Origin of the sequence: Odoribacter sp. Z80 (assembly GCF_009935865.1) — a bacterium.
Lineage (GTDB): Bacteria > Bacteroidota > Bacteroidia > Bacteroidales > Marinifilaceae > Odoribacter.
Window position 1 is genome coordinate 161,034 of sequence record NZ_QWEL01000001.1, and the last position, 23,327, is coordinate 184,360.

A 23,327-nucleotide genomic window follows, 5' to 3' on the forward strand; every position below is an offset into this window, starting at 1 on the left:
TTTCTTGTTTTTTACGTGGTTTGACAAGCACACGCAACGCATTGGGGGCGCTGGTTGATGAAATAATAAAGAAATCAAACCTGATAATCTACACAAGCCCGGTCTTCTTTTAAAGGGGCAATCAGATGTTTAACAATTTGTTGATGAGCCGGATGGTTAGCATATATTTCTAAATCGTGTCTATTTTCTGTCAGGACTTCCAAACTCAAATCCCATTTTTCGTCCGGATTCATATTCAGGCCAACCCGGATTTCTTTCAGCTCCCGGATGATATCCGGTAATTTTTCCAGTTCTTCCTTTATTTCCTGCATTTTTACTGCTTTATTTTCAGAAGCTTTCAATTTGAAAAGTACAATGTGTTTAATCATCTCTATTTGTTATTTTGCCGCAAAGGTAATCATTGTGCGTACCCTTTGGTTGCCGGAGAAGAATCTTTCGTGTTAAAAATGATTTTTTATTTGTTAAAAACTTGTTAATTCCAGGAAATATGTTTATTTTTAAAGTACTCAAAAACCCTGCTTGACAGAATAACACTAAAAGTCATGAGAATGCGAGGTAATCAAATATTAATTCAGACCCTGTTGATGATTATCATTACCACAATTGTCATTTTTGTCTGTATCAATCTGGCTGACTGGATTGTCCGGTTTTGTTATGATTTTGGCGAGGTATTGATGAATCTGAATGTAGGATTCTGAGGGGGCGTGGAGTATATAACCTTTCTTTGCTCCATACGTTAAAGTTTTGTGAATTAATTTTAACGTTATGCTGAAAAATTTTTTGTCCAGTATTATTTTTAGACTGATGGTAGCGGTGGCTATTGGTATTTTGTTGGGAAAAATGGTGGGAGAGGGATTTATGAATATTGCTGTGACAATAAAATATATCTCGGGTCAATTGATTTTCTTTATGGTTCCGTTGATTATTCTGGCTTTTATAGCTTCTTCCATTGCCAGGATGAAAGGGAATGCTTCCCGTATGCTGGGGTGGGCTTTGGGGCTGGCTTATGTTTCTTCTGTAGGGGCGGCTTTTATGGCCCTGTTTTTAGGTTATTGGTTTATTCCTTTGTTGGATATATCTCCTTTGTCAGAGGTGTTGAAAGAAGTGCCTGCTTTGGTGTTCAGACTGGATATTCCTCCTGTGATGAGTGTTATGACTGCCCTTGTATTAGCTGTAATGTTAGGTTTGGCAACTGTATGGACAAAATCCCGTATTTTTGAGACTTTGCTGGAGCATTTCCAGAAAATGGTGTTGTTATTAATCAACCGGATGCTGATACCGGTTTTGCCTTTTTTTATTGCGGCTAATTTTTGTATTTTAAGCTATGAAGGTTCAATTACCAGACAATTCCCTGTTTTTTTGAATGTAATGGGAATAGTTCTGGCGGCCCATTTTATATGGTTGTTGTTACTTTATTTATTTGCCGGAGGTTTTGCGGGCAAAAATCCCTGGCAAGTAATCCGGTATTACGGGCCTGCTTATTTTACGGCTGTTGGTACGATGTCTTCGGCTGCGACTTTACCAGTTGCTTTAAAATGTGCGGGAAAGAGTCCGGTATTAAAATCGGAAGTTGTGGAATTTGCTGTTCCTTTATTGTCTAACATACATCTTTGTGGTTCGATTCTGACGGAAGTGTTTTTTGTGATGACTGTATCTTTAATGCTTTATGGGGCTTTACCTGCTATTTCTACGATGATTTTATTCATTGTCTTATTGGGTATTTTTGCAATCGGGGCACCTGGGGTTCCCGGAGGGACGGTTATCGCTTCCCTGGGAATAGTTGTTTCTGTTTTGGGCTTTGATGAGGCGGGTACGGCTTTATTACTCACTATTTTTGCTCTTCAGGATAGTTTCGGTACAGCTTGTAATATAACCGGAGATGGGGCTCTGACTTTATGTTTGTCCAAATTAGACAGATAGAGTTGGAATTACTTTGGAATGGTTGGTTCCGGGAACAATAAATGTTTATCTTTGTCTGCTATTTTGCAAATCATAAATATGGAGTGAATCAGTTATTGACATAAGATGAATACAAAGTTTTATTTACCTGTTTTGGCACTTGCTATGGCAGCAATGTCTTGTGATAATAAAAAGGAAGTCAGCACGGCTGGTATAGAGCCTGCGAATCTGGATAAAACAGTAAGTCCAAGTGCGGATTTTTATCAGTTTGCTTGCGGAGGATGGATGAATATGCATCCTTTGACAGATGAATACAGCCGTTTTGGTTCTTTCGATTTATTGGCAGAGAATAACCGTCAGCAATTGAAAGGATTGATAGAAGAATTGGCGGCTGCACCATCCGAAAAAGGAACTGTAGCCCGGAAGGTGGGGGATTTGTATAATCTGGCCATGGATAGTGCAAAACTGAATGCCGAAGGATATTTTCCTATCGAGTCTCAATTGAAAAAAATTGCGGGTTTGACCGGACGCCAGGAGCTTGTAAAAGTGGTTGCTGAAATGACGCGCCAAGGATATGGACCTTATTTTGGGATATATGTGGGGGCGGATGATATGAACAGCAGCATGAATTTGGTGCAGACCTATCAGGGAGGACTGGGATTGGGAGACCGGGACTACTATCTGGGGGCAGATGAGCATAATCGGGAAATTCGTTCGAAGTATGAGGAGCATATGGTGAGGATGTTTGAGTTGGCTGGCTGGAGCAATATGCAAGCCCGTGAGGCTGCCGCTGCTGTTATGGCTATTGAAACGCAGTTGGCTACTGCTTCTTATGAGAAAGTGAAATTGCGTGATCCCCTGGCAAATTATCATAAAATGACAGTAGAGGAATTGGAAAAGGAAATTCCTGGGGTGGATTGGAAAGTATACTTTGAAACGATAGGGCTGCCCGGTATAGAGGAATTGAATGTAGCCCAACCGGAACCTATCCGGGAGGTTGCCCGCATTTGGAACAATTCGCCACTGGAGGCGCAGAAAGCCTATTTGCAATGGAAGGTCATTAATGCGGCAGCTCCTTATCTGAGTGATGAATTTGTTGCAGAGCATTTTGAGTTTAACGGGAAAGTGCTTTCCGGAGTGAAAGAAATGAAACCGCGTTGGAAGCGTGCTGTTGCTACTGTAGACGGGGCTATGGGAGAAGCTGTCGGACAAATGTATGTAGAGAAATATTTTCCGGCTGCAGCCAAAGAACGGATGGTGAAGTTGGTGGAAAACCTCCAGAAAGCCTTAGGCGAACGGATAAAAGCACTGGACTGGATGAGTGAGGAAACAAAAGCTAGGGCATTGGAAAAATTGGCGGCCATCTATGTAAAAGTAGGGTACCCCGACCAATGGAGGGATTATTCCGGCCTGGAGGTGCGGAATGATTCTTATTGGAACAATATTCTCCGGTCAAATGAATTTGATTTTGATTATATGCTGGCTAAAGCCGGGCAGCCTGTGGATAAAAAGGAATGGTTGATGACTCCTCAGACTGTAAATGCTTATTATAATCCGACAACCAATGAAATTTGTTTTCCGGCAGGTATTCTTCAGTATCCTTTTTTTGATATGAATGCGGATGATGCTTTCAACTACGGGGCCATTGGTGTGGTGATCGGACATGAAATGACTCATGGTTTTGACGATCAAGGACGGCAGTACGATAAAGATGGCAATCTGAAAGAATGGTGGACTGCAGAGGATGCTGAGAATTTCAAGGCCCGGGCCCAGGTGTTGGTGGATTATTTCGATGATATAGAAGTTTTGCCTGGTCTGTATGCTAACGGACAACTTACACTGGGAGAAAATATTGCGGACCATGGCGGTTTACAGGTTGCTTATCAGGCTTTTCATCGTGCGACAGAGGAATCTCCTTTGGGAGAAGCGGAGGGCTTTACTCCGGAACAACGCTTCTTTTTGGCTTATGCTAATGTATGGGCTGCAAATATACGGGAAGAACAGATTCGTTTTTTGACCCAGATGGATGTTCACTCTTTGGGACGCTGGCGGGTGAATGCTGCTTTGCCTCATATTGAGGGGTGGTATGAGGCGTTTGGTGTCCGGGAAGGAGATCCGTTATACCTTGTTCCGGAGAAACGGGCCTCTATCTGGTAGAAAGCCGGAGGACGGGCAGAAGGCGGTTAGATAAAATATCTGTTTGGGACTGCATTTACCTGGAAAGGATAAATCAGGATAAAGCTGTTTTGCTGGAAATATTTGTTCAGATAGACGGGAATTTTATTCATTTGCTGGGTATATGAGATGCCATTGGAGCGGCTCATGATAATCCACAGGTTATCGTTCGGGTGGACATCCCGGAAAACAATCAAGAAATCTTCCCACTCACTGAATTTGATAAATTCTGTTTTTCCGCTTTCTGTTTTAAAGATTGACTTTAATTTTTCTCCGGTTTCTGAGGAGGCATAGAAAATAGTTTTGGCGCCCGTATTCTGGATGACCTGCCGTATTCTTTCCACCCATTGGTTGAAGCCGGCTTCTTTTTCGGCTTGGGCAGGGACGACTATCAGATGTCGTTTCATGGTAGAGAGCGGTTGTGCGGGTTTGTAAATAAAAGTTGTCACGTCGCTGTGTTCGAGGACCCCTTCGGTGATGCGTCCTAAAAAAGAACCAGGAATGCCTTTTTCTTTATGTAGTCCCAGGATCAGGTCGGTTATTTTATGTTCCAGAATAGTACTTAAGATGGCGTTGGTGACGTTCAGGTCGTACCGCATTAATTTTTGTAAATGGGTATCTGTAGCTGCTGCATTGAGGGCTGCATTTTCCAGTAAACGATGGGATTTTTTCAATTGTTGTTCATTTGCAGAGGCCTGATTGTCTAAAATATGGAGGGCGTAGAGGTATTGGCTGTTTTTTTTCGATTTTGTGGCTAAACTGAGATTGATCAGCTCTTCGGCGGTATCTTCATTGTTGATGGGAATTAAAATTCTTTCCTGCTGGCGGGAGGACTCTTTTTCTTCCTGCGAAGAATTGTGGGCGGCGATGTTGTGTGCCCCTTTCTGGGCCGAAAAAGAAGCCATGGTACAAGTTACTAAAATCATCAGGATAGTACCGTTCAAAATGCTTTCGTTCAGCAGGCGGATGGGTTGCCCGTCGGGAGTCTGACCCAAAATGACATTATAACCGACCATGACAGCAGCGAGGGTGGCTGCAGCCTGAGCATTGCTGAGCCCGAAAATGATCCTTCGTTGGTCTGCCGACATCCGAAATGTTTTTTGGGTAAGCCATGCTGCTGCGAATTTGGCTAAAGTAGCTACGATAATCATGACTATCCCTACTTTGACCGTATCGAAACTGGTAAAAAAAGCCCGGTAATCAATCAGCATTCCGACGCTGATTAAAAAGAAAGGGATGAAAATGGCATTCCCGATAAATTCTACCCGGTGCATGAGGGGAGAAGAACGGGGAATCAGGCGGTTCAAGGAAAGACCTGCCAGAAAGGAACCTATAATGGATTCTATGCCGGCCAGTTCTGCCAGATAGGCTCCCAGGAATACCATAATCAATACAAAAACATATTGTGAAATACTGTCTTGTACTCTTTTGAAAAACCAGCGACTGAGTAAGGGAAATAGCAGAATGATGAATAATACGAAAACGACAACGGATATACTTAATTGTGTCCAGAAATGTTTTCCGATTTGACCGGTAGCCATTCCGACAATGACGGTTAAAACAAGTAAGGCCAGCATATCTGTAATCATGGTGCCTCCTACGGTAATGGTTACGGATTTGTCTTTAGCAATTCCTAATTTGCTGATAATCGGATAAGCGATTAGTGTATGGGAAGCAAACATACTGGCCAGTAATATGGAAGTATCCATTGAAAAATGTAATAAGTAATAGCCTGCAATAATGCCTAATCCCATTGGAATTAAAAAAGTGTACATTCCAAATACGAAGCTGCGGCCACTGTTCTTTTTGAAATCTCCCATGTCTATTTCGAGACCGGCCAGAAACATAATGTAGAGCAGGCCTGCTGTACCGGAAAGGATAATACTGCTGTCCCTCAATATCAGATTCAACCCGTAGGGACCGATAATAGCTCCGGCGATAATCAGACCCAATAAATGAGGAATTTTTAATTTATTGAGTAATAGGGGAGCCGCTATGATAATGACTAAAATGATAAGGAATTTCAGTACCGGATCGGTGAGCGGTAAGGTGTGGGAGATAGCCAATGGTAGCATCATAGATGAAATTTTTGTATTTCATATACGCGCTTGTTGTTTTTTGGTTGCAAGAGAGTGAAAAATGTGTTTTTACGGAGTGTGATAGGTATGTATACTTTTCATTGCAGCAGGTAAATAGTGTATGCCGTACCAGCAAATTTGCAGGAACAGAAAAGATAGCGTGAGTATGATGGTTGCGCTTTTGTACCGGAAAGGGTAATGGTGGCGGACATGTATGTAACATATATAAGAAAGCCAGGTGAGGGCAGCCCAGGTTTCTTTGGGATCCCAGGTCCAGTAATGTCCCCATGCCTGTTTGGCCCAAATGGCTCCCAAGAGCATACCTGTGGTCAGCAGGGCTGTTCCCGTGTAGACAAGATTATCGGCAATGACCGCAATTTGCAGGCGATGCTCCCGAAAGCGGAAGATACTGCCATAAAGTAAAAATATCAAAGCACATCCCATTAAAGCATAAGAAAGCATGTAGACAACTACGTGGGGGATGAACCAGATGCTTTGTAGGGCCGGTATCAGTGCCTGATTATGAATTTGAGGTGTTACGAGATTTATGATTATGAAAAGGCTGGCTATTGTGGCAGTAAAGGAGAGAAGCCATGCATATTTCCGGCGGAGGAATATCAACCAGCCTATAACTGCCGTAAAAAACGAGTAAAGCAAACGGGTTTCTCCCATAGTCCGTATGGGAGGGCGTTGCAGGAATATCCCTAAGCCCAGAATAAAACTCAGCAACAGGAGTATACCGGCGGCGAATATCCATAAACTTTCTGTATGGTATTTTTTCTTCCAGGCCATATAACAACCAGCACTCCAGAAGGTAAGGGTGCCTATGGCAAAGAATATGAAATTGTTCCACGTCATAGATTTGTTTTTTTGATGGGTCCGTAAATCATTAGCCCTCCGGCTCCGGCAAAGAGCAGGAAAATGCCGAAATATACCGGATAAATCCAGGGGTCCCTTACGACCAGCAGGATGCTGTATTGCGAGGTGCTTCCTGCCTTTGTGTCGTATCCGTCCTGATACAGGGTGTAGCCTTCAAAACGGGCAGGAGCATTGACTTCAATAGAGCATTGCTTTGTTTGTGACCGGTTTTCTACGGTTATGGTGGAGCAAAAACGTTTGGGAATATGGGCTTCGGTTTCCGGATAATATTCCAGTTCAAATTTATCCAGGCGGATAGTGAAGGGCAGGGGGTGTAGCCCCCCCTGCCGGTCCACAGCATAGTATTCCTTTTCTCCTAACGGGACAATTATTTTATATTCTTCCCGGTCTGGAGTTCCCAAAAGGGCTGAAGTCAGAATAATCCATAACCCTCCATGATTCAGTAGAAATAAACCGTTTCTACCGGATGAAAAAGAGAGCCTTTTTAAAATCACCAGCCCTAAGATAATGAGAAGGGAAAGTAGTAATAGAATGAATATCCATGTTTTGAATAGTTGCAATCCCCATATCCCTTCTATCACCAGAAACAGGATCAGTAAACCGCAAATGCTTAAAGTGACAGGCATGCTTGTAAGCCGGTGTACGAGGGAACTTTCAGGATAGTAATGATATAAGATCCAGATTCCCGATACCAGAAACAGGCCGCCAATCAGATTAAGAGGGAAAGCGAATACACCAATGTCATTGTAAAACAAGTATTCCATATGATAAAGTACGATTGGTCCTTGACTATTCTTTATATATAGCTTAAATGTTATGCAAAAAAAGCAAAAAAAATACTTATCCGGGCTTATACCGGGTATTTTCTCTTTTGTTGTTTTTACGTACGGCTTATATTATTGGTAAAACACTTATTCATTCCAAAGGGTTTCATACATCTTCTTTTAAAAGAAACAAGCGTAGGCGACGTTGGAATTTTCTGATTCCTGCCGGGCTTAAATCGTTTATCCATTGTCCGTTTCCTGATATGCTATAGGAAACTTGGGGGGAAGGTTGCATATTCGAACAATGGATATACTTGTTAATACTGATGTCTTCCGGGAGGGAGGCGGGTTGGTATACCTGATTTTCTTCTGTTATCACAGGTATTTCGTTTTTTTTCGTTTTGGAAGAACGAAGGAAAGCAGGGAAAGGAAATTGATTATGCTTCAGGAAAAGAAGAAGCATGTGTGAAAGTTTTGTCAGTTGATGGTAAGAAAGCCATTCGATTTCACCTGTAGAGGTCGTAATGCTATAGTATACCCTAAAAGCATCGTCGTCTTTATCTAAAAGAATATTCTTTTGGAGGCTGATTTCTATTTCAGAAGCCTTTTGACCGTATACTTTTACCGGTTGTTGTTCTTTTACAAGAAATGTTTCCAAAGTATCATACAAGTCTCTCAGTTGCCCAAGTGACAGTGACTGTATTTTTTCCTGATTTTTAGAAAGAGTATAAGTCTTTTCGGTTTTCATGACAGCCTTGATTAAATTATAAGCTTTTGAGGAACGATAATTTCTCTTGGCAGAAATTTTCAGCAGCTAACAGGAGCAGATGAGCTCTTTCCAGACAGTCGGATAAAAGAACGGGAGAAGTATAAAACTCCCCGCTGGATAGTGCCTGCTTGTGAAATTGTTGCAAACGGCTGAAAAAACGCCATCCGCTCAGGTTATTGTCTCCGTCCCACAGGCCGTTTAATTCTTCCGAGCAATAGCGGATGTGGGAATAAAAGGTGAGCAAATCTTCCGATGCATTAGGGATAAAACCGAAATGAGCGAACATAATAGCTTGCATCAGTTGGACTGCGGCCTGATAAAGGTGGAAGGCAGTTAATGGCCATGTTTTTTGTTCCCGGTTATATCGGGCGTTTTCCAGAAAAGCTTTGCCCATGGATAGACAACGGGCAGTCTGTTTTAAAGTATGTTCATAAATACGCTGGGGGCGAAAACGGATTTTTTCCAGTAAATTATACCGGTTATTGGTATATAATAATATACCTTGCTGGCGGATAGTCAGCAAAAAATAACTGAGATAAGATTTGTGGATGACCAAATCAACGGAAAAAAGGTTAAGAGACAAGCTTTTTTCCTGTCTTTCTTCCATTGTTAAGTGAAGATTAATGTAATGGCGTAATTCCCGTAAGAGTACCGGAGATGTTTCCCGGCAAAGAATCAGAAATTCATACCCTCCCAGGATGTTGGTGGGAGGCATACCGGCATATTGTCCGAAAAGGACAATCATTTCCGGATGGAGGACATCACAGATCAGGTTCGTGATCTTTTTAATTTCATCTGCATTGTTGTAAAGCAGAGTGGGTACATTTGTGTTCATAAATAAAAATTTTGAAGCAGACAGAAATTATACGGTTCTGTCTTTACCGTTTTTGAAATATGATGTATGGTGTTATGGCATCCAATAATGGATGTTTGTATTGTATAATCCAATCTCTTGGATGGATTAATCAGTTGTAAATATGTAATTTGTGAATTAATTGCACCACAAATGTATGACAATTTTATATAATAAACATTTAATTTTGTATTCTTTATTTCAAAATAACATTTTTTTAATCCAAAATTGTTATATTGTTCGGTTTTTGTTTTATTTCTTATTGATAATAAGTGTAATAAGTGAATTTTGTGAAAATGTGGAAGAAATTATATTTAAAAGAAACAAGAAAAAAATTCTAAACAAGAGAGAATTAATATGAATTTTATATTTTTGCGCGCTGAAAAATAAGATTGTTATGGACTTTCTGACATTAATAGATTATATAGGGACATTCGCCTTTGCGATTAGTGGTATTCGTCTGGCTTCAGCGAAAAGATTTGATTGGTTCGGGGCTTATGTGGTGGGGTTTGTAACTGCGGTAGGAGGTGGAACTATCCGGGATTTGTTGTTGGACATACCTCCTTTTTGGATGTTGCAGGCTTCTTATTTGGTTGTTACGGCAGCGGCATTGGGTTTTGTCATTATATTCGGAAAATATGTGATAAGACTGAATAATACTTTTTTTATTTTCGATGCCATTGGTTTGGGATTGTTTGCTGTGGTAGGCTTGGAAAAGAGTATAGCTCATGGGTATCCGATGTGGGTGGGCTTAATTATGGGGACGCTGACCGGTGCTGCCGGTGGAGTATTGCGGGATACTTTAATAAATGAGGTGCCTTTGATTTTTCGGAAAGAGATATATGCTTTGGCTTGCGTAGTTGGGGGAATTATTTATTATCTCTGCCTCCATTTAAATTTTGATTCCACTTTAACCCAGCTTATCAGTGCGGGTTCTGTGATTTTGGTACGTATTTTTGCTGTTAAATATCATATCAGTTTGCCTAATCTGAAAGGAGAAGAGAATTAAACATTGTTTATACAGGCAGGACGAGGCCCGTGACAGATATGTATTTCTGTCACGGGCCTCGTTTTAATAATTTTAACATAATATAAGACATAAAAAGATAACTTTCCGGTTGAGGGGGCGTAAAAGACCATGAATGATGATTGAAATGATGATTTTATTTTAGCTGTTATTTAGATTAAGATTATTTAGCACACACCACGAGGGAGAGGAAGTTTATCAACAAGCTGATTTCCGGCAAAAGTTCTTTACAGATTGGGAAGTAGTTCTATGGGTATAATTACACCACGCACATATACACCACACAGACGCACGCACATATAATAACATCTTTTCATTAATCCCGCTATTTCCTCTGCAAAAAGAAACCCGGAGATGTCTCCCTTATTTTTTTATTGCTATACCTTTTTACACTTATTCCATGATTCTTTCTTCCATTCTGCCCGAAATGTTTTTCAGGGCTGTTTTTTGTAATTTCTTCCGTAACTAACCAGTGAAACTCGTTTTGCCCGGACATCCGCCGTCTTCCATCACGCCGGGTTTCACTTGCATCTGCACGACGTTGAAGGGTTGTGCTGATGCAAGGGAAATGGATTTGTGCTGATTGACCAGGCGGCCGGATGAACGACAGAAGAATACCGACCTCCAATGTAAAGAGTATATAAATGCTTTTTTTATTTCTTCAGATGAATTAAATTCGCATAGTCAGGAGATTGAGTTTTTGGAATTTGGCGTGTATACGGGATAAAGATAATATTATGAATAGAGTCAGTTTGTTGTTGATAGGAATTCTGTGGTTTCAGGTTTATGTTGTGTTTGGCCAGCGCAAGGATATCTTGCTGAATAAAAATTGGAAATTCCGTTTTTCTCATCAGGTAGACAAAAATAGTAGTCGTCGGGTGGATTTGCCTCATACCTGGAATACCGAAGATGCCCTGTCGGGAAAGACTGACTATAAGCGGGGAATCGGAAATTATGAGAAGTCTTTGTATATAGAACCGGAATGGGAGGGGAAACGGTTGTTTCTGAGATTTGAAGGTGCTAACAGTGTTGCAAATGTTTTTGTAAACCACAGACATGTGGGGGAACATCGGGGTGGTTACGGGGCTTTTATTTTTGAAATTACGGATTTTGTTAAATATGGAGAACAGAATCCGGTGTTGGTACGGGTTAATAATGGGGAACAGTTGGACGTGATGCCGTTGGTCGGGGATTTTAATTTTTACGGGGGCATTTATCGGAATGTTCATCTGTTGGTTACGGAAAAGGTTTGTGTTTCTCCCTTAGATTACGCTTCGTCCGGTGTCTATCTGGAGCAGCAGGTGGTAAATGAGAAAGAAGCTGAGGTTTTGGCCCGGATTCATCTTTCCAATAAAGGGGAGGCACAGGAAATAGGACTTCGGGTGGTGGTGAAGGACAATCACCGGGTGATTAGCCAGGAAGAAAAGAATATATATCTGAATCAGGGAGAAGATAGTCAGGAGAGTATAGCTTTGCATATTTCTCATCCTCATTTATGGAATGGCCGGGAAGATCCTTTTATGTATGATGTAGAGGTGGAAGTAATAAGGGGAGGACGGGTAACCGACCGGGTGGTTCAGCCTCTGGGATTGCGTTATTACCGGACAGATCCGGCTGAGGGTTTTTTTCTGAACGGAAAACATCTGGCACTCCGCGGGGTATGCCGGCATCAGGACCGGGCAGGGGTGGGAAATGCACTCTCCCGGGAACATCATGAAGAAGATGTGGCTCTTTTACTGGAAATGGGGGCAAATGCTGTTCGTCTGGCTCATTATCCTCACGCGACCGAGGTGTACGATTTAATGGATAAATATGGAATTGTGGTATGGGCGGAAATTCCGTTTGTGGGACCGGGCGGATATGCCGATAAAGGGTTTGTGGATTTACCGTCTTTCCGGTACAACGGAAAAGAACAATTGAAGGAGTTGATACGTCAGCATTATAATCATCCTTCCGTTTGCTTTTGGGGGTTATTTAATGAATTGAAGGAATACGGGGATAATCCGGTAGAATATGTAAAAGAATTGAATGAACTGGCTCATGCGGAAGATCCTACGCGTCCGACTACATCTGCCAGCAATCAGGGCGGGGCTTTGAATCTGATTACGGACCATATTGCCTGGAATCGTTATGACGGTTGGTATGGGGGTACTCCGGCTAATTTAGGGAAATGGCTGGATCGTACCCATCAATCCAATCCTGAGTTGAAAATCGGAATCAGTGAATATGGGGCCGGAGCCAGTATTTACCATCAGCAGGATACTTTAGTACAAACCAATCCCGGCAGTTGGTGGCATCCTGAAAACTGGCAAACCTGGTATCATATGGAGAATTGGAAGGTGATAGCGGCACGACCTTATATTTGGGGTACTTTTGTCTGGAATATGTTTGATTTCGGAGCTGCCCACCGGACAGAAGGGGAACGCCCCGGTATCAATGATAAAGGATTAGTCACTTTTGACCGGAAAGTCAGGAAAGATGCTTTTTATTTCTATAAGGCCAATTGGAACAAAAAGGAGCCTATGCTTTACCTGGCAGAAAAACGGAACAGACATCGTTTGCATCCGTTACAGCATTTTATCGCTTTTACGACTGCCCGGGAGGCAGAATTATTTGTAAATGGTAAGAGTTGCGGAAAACACAAAACGGATTCATACGCTACTGTGGAATGGAAAGATATTCCCTTGAAAACCGGTGAAAATCATATAAAAGTGGTTGCAACGGATAAAAGACCTTTAAAAGATGAAGTCATCGTGTATTTGGAGTAAGAATTTCCGTTAACTTTGTGTATTTAATTTATGACAAGGTAAATCATGATGGGAGTACAGGAAGAAGGACAAATAGCCATATATGGGGCCAGGGAACATAATCTGAAAAATATAGATCTTACCATTCCGCGCAATAGCCTGACAGTGATTACAGGATTAAGCGGGAGCGGAAAATCTTCCCTGGCTTTTGATACGATTTATGCAGAGGGGCAGCGTCGTTATATGGAGACCTTTTCGGCTTATGCCCGGCAGTTCCTTGGTGGAATGGAACGACCTGACGTGGATAAAATTACCGGTTTGAGTCCGGTTATCTCCATTGAGCAGAAGACAACAAATAAGAATCCCCGTTCTACGGTGGGGACAACTACCGAGGTATATGATTTTTTACGCTTGCTTTTTGCAAGGGCTGGAATTGCCTATTCGTATGCCACAGGAAGTAAAATGGTGAAATATACCGATGAAAAAATCATTGAATTGATTCAGCAGAATTTTGCCGGTAAAAAGATTTTGCTTCTGGCCCCTGTTGTAAAAGGACGAAAAGGAAATTATAAAGAACTTTTTGAAAGTTTAAGGAAGAAGGGATTTATTTCTGCGAGGATTGACGGAGAAATCCGGGAGATAGGTTTGGGTATGAGTGTGGACCGTTATAAAATCCATGACATAGAACTTGTGGTGGATAAACTGGCGGTAGACAATCTGGACCTGAAACGCCTGAAGGCATCTGTGGCAACGGCTATGAAAAACGGAAAGGGAGTGATTATGATTAAAGATGCCGGAAGTGATGAGATAAAATATTATAGCCGTCATCTGATGTGTCCGGACACCGGGATTTCTTACCGGGAACCTGCTCCTCATTCATTTTCTTTCAACTCTCCTCATGGGGCATGTCCTAAATGTAAGGGCCTGGGCTATGTTACGGCAGTAGACCTGAATAAGATTATTCCGGAGAATAAGTTATCCATTTATGAAGGGGGAATCGAACCTTTGGGTAAATATAAAAACAGCATATTGTTTTGGCAGATCGAGACAGTCCTGAAAAAGCATGGATATACCTTGCATACTCCCATCAAAGAATTGTCCGAAGAAGCTTTAACGGATATTCTGTATGGTTATCCGGGACAAATTCGTTTGGAAAATACGGCGTTGGGAGTTTCTTCCAATGCATTGTATAATTTTGAGGGTATCATAAAATATGTGACGATGCAGGAGGAGAACACAACCTCCCGTAAAGCCAATAAATGGGCTGAGCAGTTTATTTCGGTCGTACAATGTGATGTTTGTGAAGGGCAGCGACTGAATAAGGAGTCGTTGAATTTCCGTATAGCCGGTAAAAATATAGCGGACCTGGCTGCTATGGAGTTGGGGGATTTGTATCAGTGGATATGTGAGACGGAGCAACATTTGGAGGAAAAGCAACGTCAGATTGCGGGGGAGATATTCAAAGAAATCCGGGTACGTCTGAAATTTTTGTTGGATGTGGGATTGGAATATTTGTCTTTGAACCGCCAATCCATGACTCTTTCCGGAGGAGAATCTCAGCGTATCCGTTTGGCAACCCAGATCGGGTCGCAATTGGTAAATGTGTTATATATTCTGGATGAACCGAGTATTGGTTTACATCAAAAAGACAACCGGAAGCTGATTCACTCTTTACAACAATTGCGGGATAACGGTAATTCTGTGATTGTGGTGGAGCATGACCGGGAAATGATGGAAAATGCCGATTATATTGTAGATATGGGACCAAAGGCCGGCAGAAAGGGAGGTGAGGTGATGGCTATCGGTACGATAGAGGAAATCCGGAAGAGTGACAGTCTCACCGCACAATATCTGAATGGTGCGAAAGAGATAAAAATCCCTGTGAAGCGTCGTGAGGGGAATGGTAAATATTTGGGATTGAAAGGGTGTACCGGAAATAACCTGAAAGAGGTGGACGTTTCCATTCCGTTGGGGATGTTGGTTTGTGTGACCGGAGTTAGCGGGAGTGGAAAATCTTCTTTGATTAACGGTACTTTGCATCCGATACTGGCGGAGAAATTTTACCGGGCTGTAACGACTCCTCTGCCTTATCAGTCAATAGAAGGGATTGAGAACATCGATAAGGTTGTTGTGGTGGACCAGAGTCCGTTGGGCCGTACTCCGCGGTCTAATCCTGCTACGTATACAGGTATTTTTACGGATATACGCAAAATATTTGAGAAATTGCCGGAAGCCCAGATCAGGGGATATGGTGCAGGACGTTTTTCTTTTAATGTGGCAGGGGGACGCTGTGAAGAATGTAAAGGTGCCGGCGTTAAAACGATAGAGATGAACTTTTTACCGGATGTGTATGTTCATTGTGAGGCCTGTGACGGGAAACGCTATAATAAAGAGACCCTTGAAGTAAGATACCGGGGAAAATCCATCGGAGATGTTTTGAATATGACTATTAATCAGGCGGTGGAATTTTTTGAAAATGTTTCTTTTTTGCAGCAGAAATTAAAGGTATTGCAAGATGTAGGTTTGGGGTATATAAAACTGGGGCAGCAATGTACGACTTTGAGTGGAGGAGAATCACAGCGGATAAAGTTGGCAACAGAATTGGCTAAAAAAGATACCGGAAAGACTTTATATATTTTAGATGAACCGACTACAGGGTTGCATTTTGAAGATGTAAACATTTTGTTGGAGGTTATACAGAGATTGGTGGATAAAGGTAATTCTGTGATTATTATAGAACACAATCTGGATGTCATTAAAGTGGCCGATTATTTGATCGATATGGGACCAGGAGGGGGAAAGGAAGGAGGACGGGTGGTTGCTTTGGGCACACCTGAAGAGGTTGCAGAAAACAGGGATTCTGAGACCGGTAAGTTTTTGGCAGAAGAATTGAAAACGGGGGAGGGCCGGAGTGTCAGATGACTCCTACTGCATGGAGGAGAATCAATAAAATACAAACGGGTGCAATGTATTTTAGAATGAAAATGTAGAGTTTGAAAAAACGGATTTTCAGGATTCCGTTGTTGCTGATTTCGTTGAAGAGTATACTTTTATCCAGGTACCATCCGGAAAATATGCAGATTAATATGCCCCCTAAAGGTAAAAGTATGTTGGAACAAAGGTAGTCACATGCTTCGAATACATTCATTCCTCCGATATGTACATTCCTTAACGGACCGAAGGAGAGGGTATTGAAACTTCCGATAAAAGTAATTACTGAGGTGGCAAGCAAAGTAGCGGCCGGGCGTTTCATTTTTTTTTCTTCCACTAAGTAGGCAACAGGCACTTCAAGCAGAGAAATGGCAGAAGTCAGGGCGGCAAAAGTGAGTAATATGAAAAAAAGAACGGCCCAGATTTCTCCTGCCGGTAAATTCTGAAAGACTGTGGGTAGGGTGAGAAAAACCAGTCCGGGTCCGGCCTGAGGATTAATCTGAAAGGAAAATACAGCAGGTAAAATAGCCATTCCTGCCAGAATAGCCACCAATGTGTCTGTAAGGATGACCTTGAGTGAAATATGGGGCAAGCTGTCGTTTCGGGGGATATAAGAAGCATAGGTTAAAAGTATGCCCATTCCTACGGAAAGAGAAAAAAATGCTTGTCCTAAAGCAGCCAGTACTCCGTCGGCTGTCAGGCAGGTAAAATCCGGCCGGAATAGAAATTTTAGTCCGGCAGCAGCTCCGCTAAGAGTTAAGGAATTAATGCTTAAGGCTATAATAATGAGAAATAGGAGGGGCATCATGATTTTCGAATACCTTTCGATACCTTTTTGTACACCCCCCATAATAATGGCTCCGGTCAATATCATAAACCCGCTTTGCCATAAGACTGCCTTGTAAGGATGGGAAATGAAATTATTGAATATGGTGTTGATGTCTTCTGCATTTTGTCCTTTGAAGGAATTTGTCAGGGAAAGCCATATATATTCCAATGTCCATCCGGAAACTGTCCCGTAGAATGATAATATCAATGTGGCTGACAAAATGGACAGAAGTCCGAAAAGGAGCCAGGAAGTACCGGGTGCCAGCACTCTGAAAGTACCCAGTGCATTTTGCTGAGAATGCCGTCCCAGGGAGAATTCAGCCAACATAACGGGAAATCCGATGGCTATCGTAAAGAAAATATACACCAACAGAAAGGCTCCTCCGCCGTTGGTTCCTGCTATATAGGGAAATTTCCAGATATTTCCCAGTCCTACAGCAGAACCCGCCAAGGCTGCTATTGCTCCGAATTTTGATTTAAAACCAGGTCTTGTCTGTTGATGGTGCATATTCTTCTGTTTAAAGTAAACAAAGTTAACGATAATTTCCTGAATCTTTTTCTAACGTTTATATTTTCCGAAAGGTTTTGTCTGTGTCTGTTCTATGGGTTCGGGCTTGTCCGAATAATAGGTTTAAGTGTGCTTATTTGATTGCTTTGGAGGTTATGATGGGGGAAAGTGGTTGCCGTTTTTGTTTTTTTTAAAATGCTTGTTTCCTACCTTAGATTTTCAAGCAAAAAACTTATCTTTGCAGCCAAACCAAAAATAATAAAATGCAGGAAAAGATTTTGATATTGGACTTCGGATCGCAGTATACTCAACTGATTGCGAGAAGAGTTCGGGAACTGAACGTATATTGTGAGATATATCCTTACAATCATTATCCCGTTCCGGACGCCTCTGTAAAGGGGGTTATTCTTTCCGGAAGTCCTTTTTCCGTGAGGGATGAGAAAGCTCCTCAGCCTGATTTGACTGCCATTAAAGGCAAGTTACCTTTATTGGGTGTGTGTTTTGGAGCTCAGTATCTGGCTCATCATTTCGGAGGAGAGGTAAAGGCTTCCAATAAACGGGAATATGGAAGAGCTAATCTGGCTTTTGTAGACAGACAAAATGAGTTGTTCAGGAATATCAGCGACCACTCGCAGGTGTGGATGTCGCACGGAGATACAATTGAAAGATTACCGGAGAGCTACCGGGTAATTGCCAGTACGGCAGATGTGAAAAATGCTGCTTTTAAAGTGGCTGATGAGGTTACTTATGGTATTCAGTTTCATCCGGAAGTGTATCACAGTACAGAAGGGAAAGAACTGTTACGTAATTTTGTGGTCGATATTTGCGGGTGTTCTCAGAGTTGGACACCTGATTCGTTTGTCGAGACTACTGTCGCCGAATTAAAACAAAAGTTGGGAGATGACCGTGTGATTTTAGGGTTGTCCGGAGGGGTGGATTCTACGGTGGCTGCCATGTTATTGCATCGTGCTATCGGAAAGCATTTGACCTGTATTTTTGTGGATAATGGATTGCTCCGGAAGAATGAATATAGAAACGTATTGGAAAATTATCAGGAACTGGGCCTGAATGTGATTGGTGCCGAAGCCGGTGATTTGTTTCTGGGGCGTTTGTCCGGAGTGACTGAACCTGAAAAGAAACGGAAAATTATAGGCAGCACCTTTATTGATGTCTTTGACCAAGAGGCTTCAAAGATAAAAGATGCCAAATGGTTAGGACAGGGAACGATTTATCCTGATGTAATCGAATCTTTGTCTGTAAACGGTCCTTCCCAAACCATCAAATCCCATCATAATGTAGGGGGATTGCCGGATTATATGAAGCTGCAACTGGTGGAACCGTTGCGTTTGTTGTTTAAAGACGAAGTGCGCCGGGTAGGGAAAAGTCTGGGGTTAGCCGATAAATTTCTGCAAAGGCATCCTTTCCCGGGACCTGGTCTGGCTATTCGTATCTTGGGGGAGATCACTCCTGAAAAGGTGCGTCTGTTGCAGGAAGCAGATGATATTTTCATTTCTATGCTTCAGGAAGAAGGGTTGTATAATCAGGTTTGGCAGGCCGGGGTGATGCTTTTGCCGGTACAGAGCGTGGGAGTGATGGGGGATGAGAGAACCTATGAGAGTGTGGTTGCTCTGCGGGCAGTTGAATCCACCGACGGAATGACTGCTGACTGGTGTCATTTGCCTTATGAATTTCTGGCCAGGGTATCTAACCGGATTATAAATAACGTACGTGGAATTAACCGCGTTGTTTATGATATCAGTTCAAAGCCGCCAGCCACAATTGAGTGGGAATAAAGGCAGGGCCTACGGGAAAGTATATTTTATCTGTTTAAGCCAGTTACTTACATGCTGAGTAGCTGGCTTTTTTGTTCTGATGTTTTATTTCCCATTGTCAATCGATATCTGGTAATTTAATTTTACCTTTGTAATTCTGTTGAATGCATTTGATATGGAAGATTTGGATAAAACGATAGCTGAACTGAAAATTCGTTTGAGTGAAAAAGGACTGAAAGCTGTAATTATCCCGCATATCTCACCGGATGGGGATGCTGCGGGTTCTTGTTCGGCTTTATCAGAGGTTTTGTTTCGTTGCGGTATTCAACGGCAGATATTGACTTGCGATTTTATGCCGGAGTATTTGCGTTTTCTTAAAAATATCCCGGAAACTATATCTTACCAGGAAAGGGCAGAAGAGTGTAAATGCCTGATTGCTGATGCTGACCTTATTTTTATGTTGGACCATAATACCGTGAAGCGGGAAGGAGACTTGGCTCCCTGGGTGAGTGCCGCCAAAGCGGATCGGATTATTATAGACCATCATCCGGAACCGGATTGTCAGCAAATTGTAATTTCAGATACGCGGGTGTCTTCTACCTGTGAATTGTTGTATCAGGTCATTACCCGTATCTGGGGGCGGGAGATGATTACTGTGGACGTGGCTAATGCTTTGTATACGGGTATTAATACGGATACCGGAGGTTTGAGCCATAATTCTTCCCGTCCGCAGACTTACCGGATTATTGCTGATTTGTTGGAGTTGGGCCTGGATAAAGCTTTTGTTCACCGGCAGATTTATCAGATGAATCATCTTTCCCGTTTGCGTTTAATCGGAAATGCTTTGCTGAATAAATTGCAGGTCAGTTCCTCATATCCGGTGGCTATTATTCCGATTACTTTAGAAGAGTTGGAAAGGTATAATTATAAGGATGGCGATTTGGAAGGGTTGGTGAATATACCGTTGTCAATCCATAATGTGTGTGTGTCTGTCCAGATTACGGAGAGAAGGGAACGAGTAAAATTGTCTTTCCGTTCTAAAGGAAATATTCCGGTAAATGAATGGGCCCGTGAATGGTTTAACGGAGGGGGACACTTGAATGCAGCCGGAGGACAGATGCAACTTCCTTTAGAAGAGGTTGTAAGGAAAGTATGGGAAACTGTTCCGTTATTTTTTGATTTATTAAAGAACAAAGGTCTTGTATAGCATTTATTATTTGTAGTATGCCTTTTTTCAGATTCCATTTTGTAGAAACTTCGAAGTTGGCGAACGTTAGCCGGCAAATGGCTGACCGGATCCAGCAGGTGATTGGATGTCCCCGCGAACATATTGTATTTGAATCGGTGAATTCAAATGTTATACATCATACAACTATTAAAGGGGAAAATGAATGGCCTTTCGTGGAGGTGGAATATTTTGAGCGTCCTAAAGAAATACAGGATGCGGTGGCTCAAATTATCTATGAGTTTCTAAAAGTGGCAGGTTATCCGGATTCCGATGTTTATTTCCGGTATTTGCAGCAGGAAAATTATTATGAAGACGGTAAATGTCTGGAATAATTTTATGGCTCGCCTGACTTGTGATTGTGAAGAAAAAAGTTTATGTTTGCATATAGTATAAACCGCAACATAAACTATGAATGATATTAGAGAAATGGTAGCCTATCTGAGTAAAGCTGAACGGGGCTACACCAAAACTTTGAACCGTGCTTTTTTGAAAGCGGGTTATGACCTTAGCCGGGAGCAGTATGAATTATTACAGGTATTGTGGGCGGAGGATAATGTGAACCAGCAAACTATTTCGAAAAGGTTGCAGAAAGACAAGTATAATGTGACCAAGTTGTTGAATACCCTAACTAAGCGGGGATTTGTACAAAGGAAAATGTGTCAGGAGGACAAGCGTAATAATTTTGTTGTTTTGACGGAGAAAGGCATGGAAGTGCAGAAAGTGTTGACGGGGATAGAGGAACAGGTACATGCAGATTTGACTTTTACCATTGCCCCGCAGGAGATAAAATCTTGTGTGTGGGTTTTAAAAAAATTGACCGATATGGTGAACTGATTCCATATCGGTTTTTTATAAACATTTAATATGGAATATCATGGGTGTTTTTAAAGGTTTGCAACCGGAAGCTTTGTGGGAATATTTTGAAGAAATCTGCCGGATTCCCCGGCCTTCGCAGAAAGAAGAGAAAATCGGGGCCTGGTTGATGGAGTTTGCCCGCCAGCATCAGTTGGAGGCTCGTCAGGATAAGGTTGGCAATGTCTTGATTTGTAAAGAGGCAACTCCGGGAAAAGAGGATGTGCCTGTAGTTGTTTTGCAGTCCCATATGGATATGGTGTGTGAAAAAAATGCTGAAGTGAAGCATGATTTTGAGCGGGATGCCATCCAGCCTTATGTGGACGGGGAGTGGGTGAAGGCCCGGGGCACTACCTTGGGAGCCGATGACGGAATCGGTATGGCTGCAGCATTGGCAATACTCACTTCTGAGGATATACAGCACGGTCCTGTTGAATGCCTTTTTACTGTTAATGAGGAAATGGGATTGACGGGAGCTTCCGGGTTGGAACCGGGCTTTTTTACAGGCAAGATATTATTGAACCTGGACTCTGAAGATGAAGGAGAGATGTTCATCGGGTGTGCAGGAGGAATAGATACGGTGGTACGTCTGCCTTATGAAGAAACGGCGGTTCAGCCTCATCAGTTTGCTGTCCGGATACAGGTAAAGGGATTACAGGGAGGACATTCCGGGGATGATATTCACAAGGGGAGAGGTAATGCCATAAAGATACTGAATCGTTTTCTTTGGGACCTGAAAGAACGATACGGAATCCGGATAGTTTCTTTTGAGGGTGGTAATCTGCGTAATGCCATTGCCCGGGAAGCGGTGGCTGTTTTGGTGTTTGATGAGAAGTTAAAGGAAAAAATCAGAATTGATTTTAACATATATGCTGCCGAAATGGAGAGGGTCTGGAAGCTGACGGAACCGGGACTGAATATGGAGTTGGAGACGATGGATTTGCCGGAGAAAGCCCTTACGCCGGAATCGACCGGTAAGCTTCTGAATGCCTTATATGCTTGTCCGCATGGTGTTTTTGCCATGAGCTACCGTATGCCCGGAATGGTGGAGACTTCTACTAATTTAGCTTCTGTCCGTTTTGAAGGAGATTCGGAGATTTTAATAACAACTTCCCAACGGAGCGATGTGGACTCGGAAAAAATGAATATTGCTCACATGGTTGCTGCAGTATTTGAATTGGCCGGTGCAAAGGTTGAACATGGAGAGGGGTATCCCGGTTGGGTTCCTAACCGGAATTCCGCTATTTTAAAACTGGCTGTAGCGTCTTATCAGTCTTTATTTGGCAGAGAACCGGTGGTAAGGTCTATTCATGCCGGATTGGAATGCGGTTTATTTCTGGAAAAATACCCGGATATGGATATGATTTCTTTCGGACCTACTTTAAGGGGGGTACATTCTCCTGATGAAAAGGTTAATATAAAGACGGTGGAGATGTGGTGGAAACATTTGGTGAGAATATTGGAAACCTTATAAACATGAGTTCTAAATTGGAAAAATATGACCGGTTATATGAGCAGATAAAGGCTTATGTAGGGTCAACTGACGATATTTGGGCCCGGTTGGCTACGATGGAAGCTGTTTTACACCATAAAATGCAGGCTTTCTTCTGGACGGGAGTATACGCTTTGGTGGAAGATGAACTGATCGTGCGTTCATATCAGGGCCCGGTGGCTTGCCAGAAGTTACGGCATCATACCGGAGTGTGTTGGGCGGCAATGAAAAGCGGTGAAACTGTTATTGTTCCGGACGTGGAATCGTTTCCGGGGCATATTGCCTGTAATTCTTTGTCGAAAAGCGAGATTGTCATTCCGATCCGGAACCGGGAAGGACATCTTTTTGCCTGTCTGGATGTGGACAGTGACCGTCTGAATGCTTTCGACCGGGAGGATGAGGAGGGATTGAAGAAAGTTTTGTCTTTACTTTATGATTGAGATTTTTCAGATAGGGAAGGAGGGCTGATTAAAAAAGCCGGAAATGTTTTTGATATTTTCTGATACATCTTTATCTTAGCACATC

At 42.4% G+C, this 23,327-nt stretch carries 19 protein-coding genes; 12 read left to right on the forward strand and 7 right to left on the reverse strand.

Going from position 1 to position 23,327, the window contains the following annotated elements:
• Positions 1-74 precede the first annotated feature (74 nt).
• Positions 75-368, reverse strand: a complete 294-nt coding sequence (locus D1136_RS00665; RefSeq protein WP_161875691.1) for a Dabb family protein — start codon at positions 366-368, stop codon at positions 75-77.
• A gap of 180 nt (positions 369-548) precedes the next feature.
• On the opposite strand from D1136_RS00665, the gene D1136_RS00670 reads away from it, so the two are divergent.
• The 3 genes from D1136_RS00670 (at position 549) to D1136_RS00680 (ending at position 4,056) form a co-directional block, all read left to right on the forward strand.
• Entirely contained in the window at positions 549-698 is a 150-nt protein-coding gene (locus D1136_RS00670) for a hypothetical protein (RefSeq protein WP_161875692.1), read from the forward strand.
• Positions 699-768: 70 nt separating this feature from the next.
• Positions 769-1,920: a dicarboxylate/amino acid:cation symporter gene (locus D1136_RS00675; RefSeq protein ID WP_161875908.1), complete on the forward strand. Its 1,152-nt coding sequence runs from the start codon at positions 769-771 to the stop codon at positions 1,918-1,920.
• Between the two features lie 105 nt (positions 1,921-2,025).
• Positions 2,026-4,056, forward strand: coding sequence for a M13 family metallopeptidase (locus tag D1136_RS00680; RefSeq protein ID WP_161875693.1), 2,031 nt, complete (start codon positions 2,026-2,028; stop codon positions 4,054-4,056).
• A gap of 26 nt (positions 4,057-4,082) precedes the next feature.
• Here D1136_RS00680 and D1136_RS00685 read toward each other — a convergent pair whose 3' ends face one another.
• From D1136_RS00685 to D1136_RS00705, 5 genes are all read right to left on the reverse strand, one after another.
• On the reverse strand, positions 4,083-6,152 hold the full coding sequence (locus tag D1136_RS00685; RefSeq protein WP_161875694.1) for a cation:proton antiporter: 2,070 nt from the start codon (positions 6,150-6,152) through the stop codon (positions 4,083-4,085).
• A 69-nt stretch (positions 6,153-6,221) separates the two neighbouring features.
• Positions 6,222-7,010: a cytochrome c biogenesis protein gene (locus D1136_RS00690; RefSeq protein WP_161875695.1), complete on the reverse strand. Its 789-nt coding sequence runs from the start codon at positions 7,008-7,010 to the stop codon at positions 6,222-6,224.
• On the reverse strand, positions 7,007-7,795 hold the full coding sequence (locus D1136_RS00695) for a cytochrome c biogenesis protein ResB (protein WP_161875696.1): 789 nt from the start codon (positions 7,793-7,795) through the stop codon (positions 7,007-7,009). The genes D1136_RS00690 and D1136_RS00695 overlap by 4 nt, the downstream gene beginning before the upstream one ends.
• A gap of 166 nt (positions 7,796-7,961) precedes the next feature.
• Positions 7,962-8,543 carry a hypothetical protein gene (locus D1136_RS00700; protein WP_161875697.1) on the reverse strand — a complete coding sequence of 194 codons (582 nt, stop codon included), beginning with the start codon at positions 8,541-8,543 and terminating at the stop codon, positions 7,962-7,964.
• Between the two features lie 16 nt (positions 8,544-8,559).
• Complete coding sequence (locus tag D1136_RS00705; RefSeq protein ID WP_161875698.1) at positions 8,560-9,399, reverse strand: HEPN domain-containing protein; 840 nt, start codon at positions 9,397-9,399, stop codon at positions 8,560-8,562.
• Between the two features lie 415 nt (positions 9,400-9,814).
• Here D1136_RS00705 and D1136_RS00710 point away from each other — a divergent pair, with 415 nt between their 5' ends.
• The 3 genes from D1136_RS00710 (at position 9,815) to uvrA (ending at position 16,113) form a co-directional block, all read left to right on the forward strand.
• Entirely contained in the window at positions 9,815-10,426 is a 612-nt protein-coding gene (locus D1136_RS00710) for a trimeric intracellular cation channel family protein (RefSeq protein ID WP_161875699.1), read from the forward strand.
• A 755-nt stretch (positions 10,427-11,181) separates the two neighbouring features.
• Positions 11,182-13,212: a glycoside hydrolase family 2 TIM barrel-domain containing protein gene (locus tag D1136_RS00715; RefSeq protein WP_161875700.1), complete on the forward strand. Its 2,031-nt coding sequence runs from the start codon at positions 11,182-11,184 to the stop codon at positions 13,210-13,212.
• A gap of 48 nt (positions 13,213-13,260) precedes the next feature.
• Positions 13,261-16,113: an excinuclease ABC subunit UvrA gene (uvrA, locus tag D1136_RS00720; protein WP_161875909.1), complete on the forward strand. Its 2,853-nt coding sequence runs from the start codon at positions 13,261-13,263 to the stop codon at positions 16,111-16,113.
• Here the strand turns inward: uvrA and D1136_RS00725 are convergent.
• Positions 16,106-17,458, reverse strand: coding sequence for a sodium-dependent transporter (locus D1136_RS00725; RefSeq protein WP_161875701.1), 1,353 nt, complete (start codon positions 17,456-17,458; stop codon positions 16,106-16,108). The two genes, uvrA and D1136_RS00725, sit on opposite strands and share 8 nt — an antisense overlap.
• A gap of 263 nt (positions 17,459-17,721) precedes the next feature.
• On the opposite strand from D1136_RS00725, the gene guaA reads away from it, so the two are divergent.
• The 6 genes from guaA to D1136_RS00755 all read left to right on the forward strand — a co-directional run bounded on the left by guaA (position 17,722) and on the right by D1136_RS00755 (position 23,242).
• Positions 17,722-19,251 (forward strand): glutamine-hydrolyzing GMP synthase, encoded by a 1,530-nt coding sequence (guaA, locus tag D1136_RS00730; protein ID WP_161875702.1) that lies wholly within the window; start codon positions 17,722-17,724, stop codon positions 19,249-19,251.
• A 154-nt stretch (positions 19,252-19,405) separates the two neighbouring features.
• Positions 19,406-20,437 (forward strand): bifunctional oligoribonuclease/PAP phosphatase NrnA, encoded by a 1,032-nt coding sequence (locus D1136_RS00735; protein WP_161875703.1) that lies wholly within the window; start codon positions 19,406-19,408, stop codon positions 20,435-20,437.
• Positions 20,438-20,454: 17 nt separating this feature from the next.
• Entirely contained in the window at positions 20,455-20,790 is a 336-nt protein-coding gene (locus D1136_RS00740) for a DUF1904 family protein (RefSeq protein ID WP_161875704.1), read from the forward strand.
• Positions 20,791-20,866: 76 nt separating this feature from the next.
• On the forward strand, positions 20,867-21,292 hold the full coding sequence (locus tag D1136_RS00745) for a MarR family winged helix-turn-helix transcriptional regulator (RefSeq protein WP_161875705.1): 426 nt from the start codon (positions 20,867-20,869) through the stop codon (positions 21,290-21,292).
• 40 nt (positions 21,293-21,332) lie between these two features.
• Positions 21,333-22,784, forward strand: a complete 1,452-nt coding sequence (locus D1136_RS00750) for an aminoacyl-histidine dipeptidase (RefSeq protein ID WP_161875706.1) — start codon at positions 21,333-21,335, stop codon at positions 22,782-22,784.
• Between the two features lie 2 nt (positions 22,785-22,786).
• Positions 22,787-23,242: a GAF domain-containing protein gene (locus D1136_RS00755; protein WP_161875707.1), complete on the forward strand. Its 456-nt coding sequence runs from the start codon at positions 22,787-22,789 to the stop codon at positions 23,240-23,242.
• Positions 23,243-23,327 lie beyond the last annotated feature (85 nt).

Coding starts and splice junctions, on each gene's coding strand:
- D1136_RS00665 (WP_161875691.1), bottom strand. CDS start 368: ATGATTAAACACATTGTACTTTTCAAATTGAAAGCTTCTGAAAATAAA.
- D1136_RS00670 (WP_161875692.1), top strand. CDS start 549: ATGCGAGGTAATCAAATATTAATTCAGACCCTGTTGATGATTATCATT.
- D1136_RS00680 (WP_161875693.1), top strand. CDS start 2,026: ATGAATACAAAGTTTTATTTACCTGTTTTGGCACTTGCTATGGCAGCA.
- D1136_RS00685 (WP_161875694.1), bottom strand. CDS start 6,152: ATGATGCTACCATTGGCTATCTCCCACACCTTACCGCTCACCGATCCG.
- D1136_RS00690 (WP_161875695.1), bottom strand. CDS start 7,010: ATGACGTGGAACAATTTCATATTCTTTGCCATAGGCACCCTTACCTTC.
- D1136_RS00695 (WP_161875696.1), bottom strand. CDS start 7,795: ATGGAATACTTGTTTTACAATGACATTGGTGTATTCGCTTTCCCTCTT.
- D1136_RS00700 (WP_161875697.1), bottom strand. CDS start 8,543: ATGAAAACCGAAAAGACTTATACTCTTTCTAAAAATCAGGAAAAAATA.
- D1136_RS00705 (WP_161875698.1), bottom strand. CDS start 9,399: ATGAACACAAATGTACCCACTCTGCTTTACAACAATGCAGATGAAATT.
- D1136_RS00710 (WP_161875699.1), top strand. CDS start 9,815: ATGGACTTTCTGACATTAATAGATTATATAGGGACATTCGCCTTTGCG.
- D1136_RS00715 (WP_161875700.1), top strand. CDS start 11,182: ATGAATAGAGTCAGTTTGTTGTTGATAGGAATTCTGTGGTTTCAGGTT.
- uvrA (WP_161875909.1), top strand. CDS start 13,261: ATGGGAGTACAGGAAGAAGGACAAATAGCCATATATGGGGCCAGGGAA.
- D1136_RS00725 (WP_161875701.1), bottom strand. CDS start 17,458: ATGCACCATCAACAGACAAGACCTGGTTTTAAATCAAAATTCGGAGCA.
- guaA (WP_161875702.1), top strand. CDS start 17,722: ATGCAGGAAAAGATTTTGATATTGGACTTCGGATCGCAGTATACTCAA.
- D1136_RS00735 (WP_161875703.1), top strand. CDS start 19,406: ATGGAAGATTTGGATAAAACGATAGCTGAACTGAAAATTCGTTTGAGT.
- D1136_RS00740 (WP_161875704.1), top strand. CDS start 20,455: ATGCCTTTTTTCAGATTCCATTTTGTAGAAACTTCGAAGTTGGCGAAC.
- D1136_RS00745 (WP_161875705.1), top strand. CDS start 20,867: ATGAATGATATTAGAGAAATGGTAGCCTATCTGAGTAAAGCTGAACGG.
- D1136_RS00750 (WP_161875706.1), top strand. CDS start 21,333: ATGGGTGTTTTTAAAGGTTTGCAACCGGAAGCTTTGTGGGAATATTTT.
- D1136_RS00755 (WP_161875707.1), top strand. CDS start 22,787: ATGAGTTCTAAATTGGAAAAATATGACCGGTTATATGAGCAGATAAAG.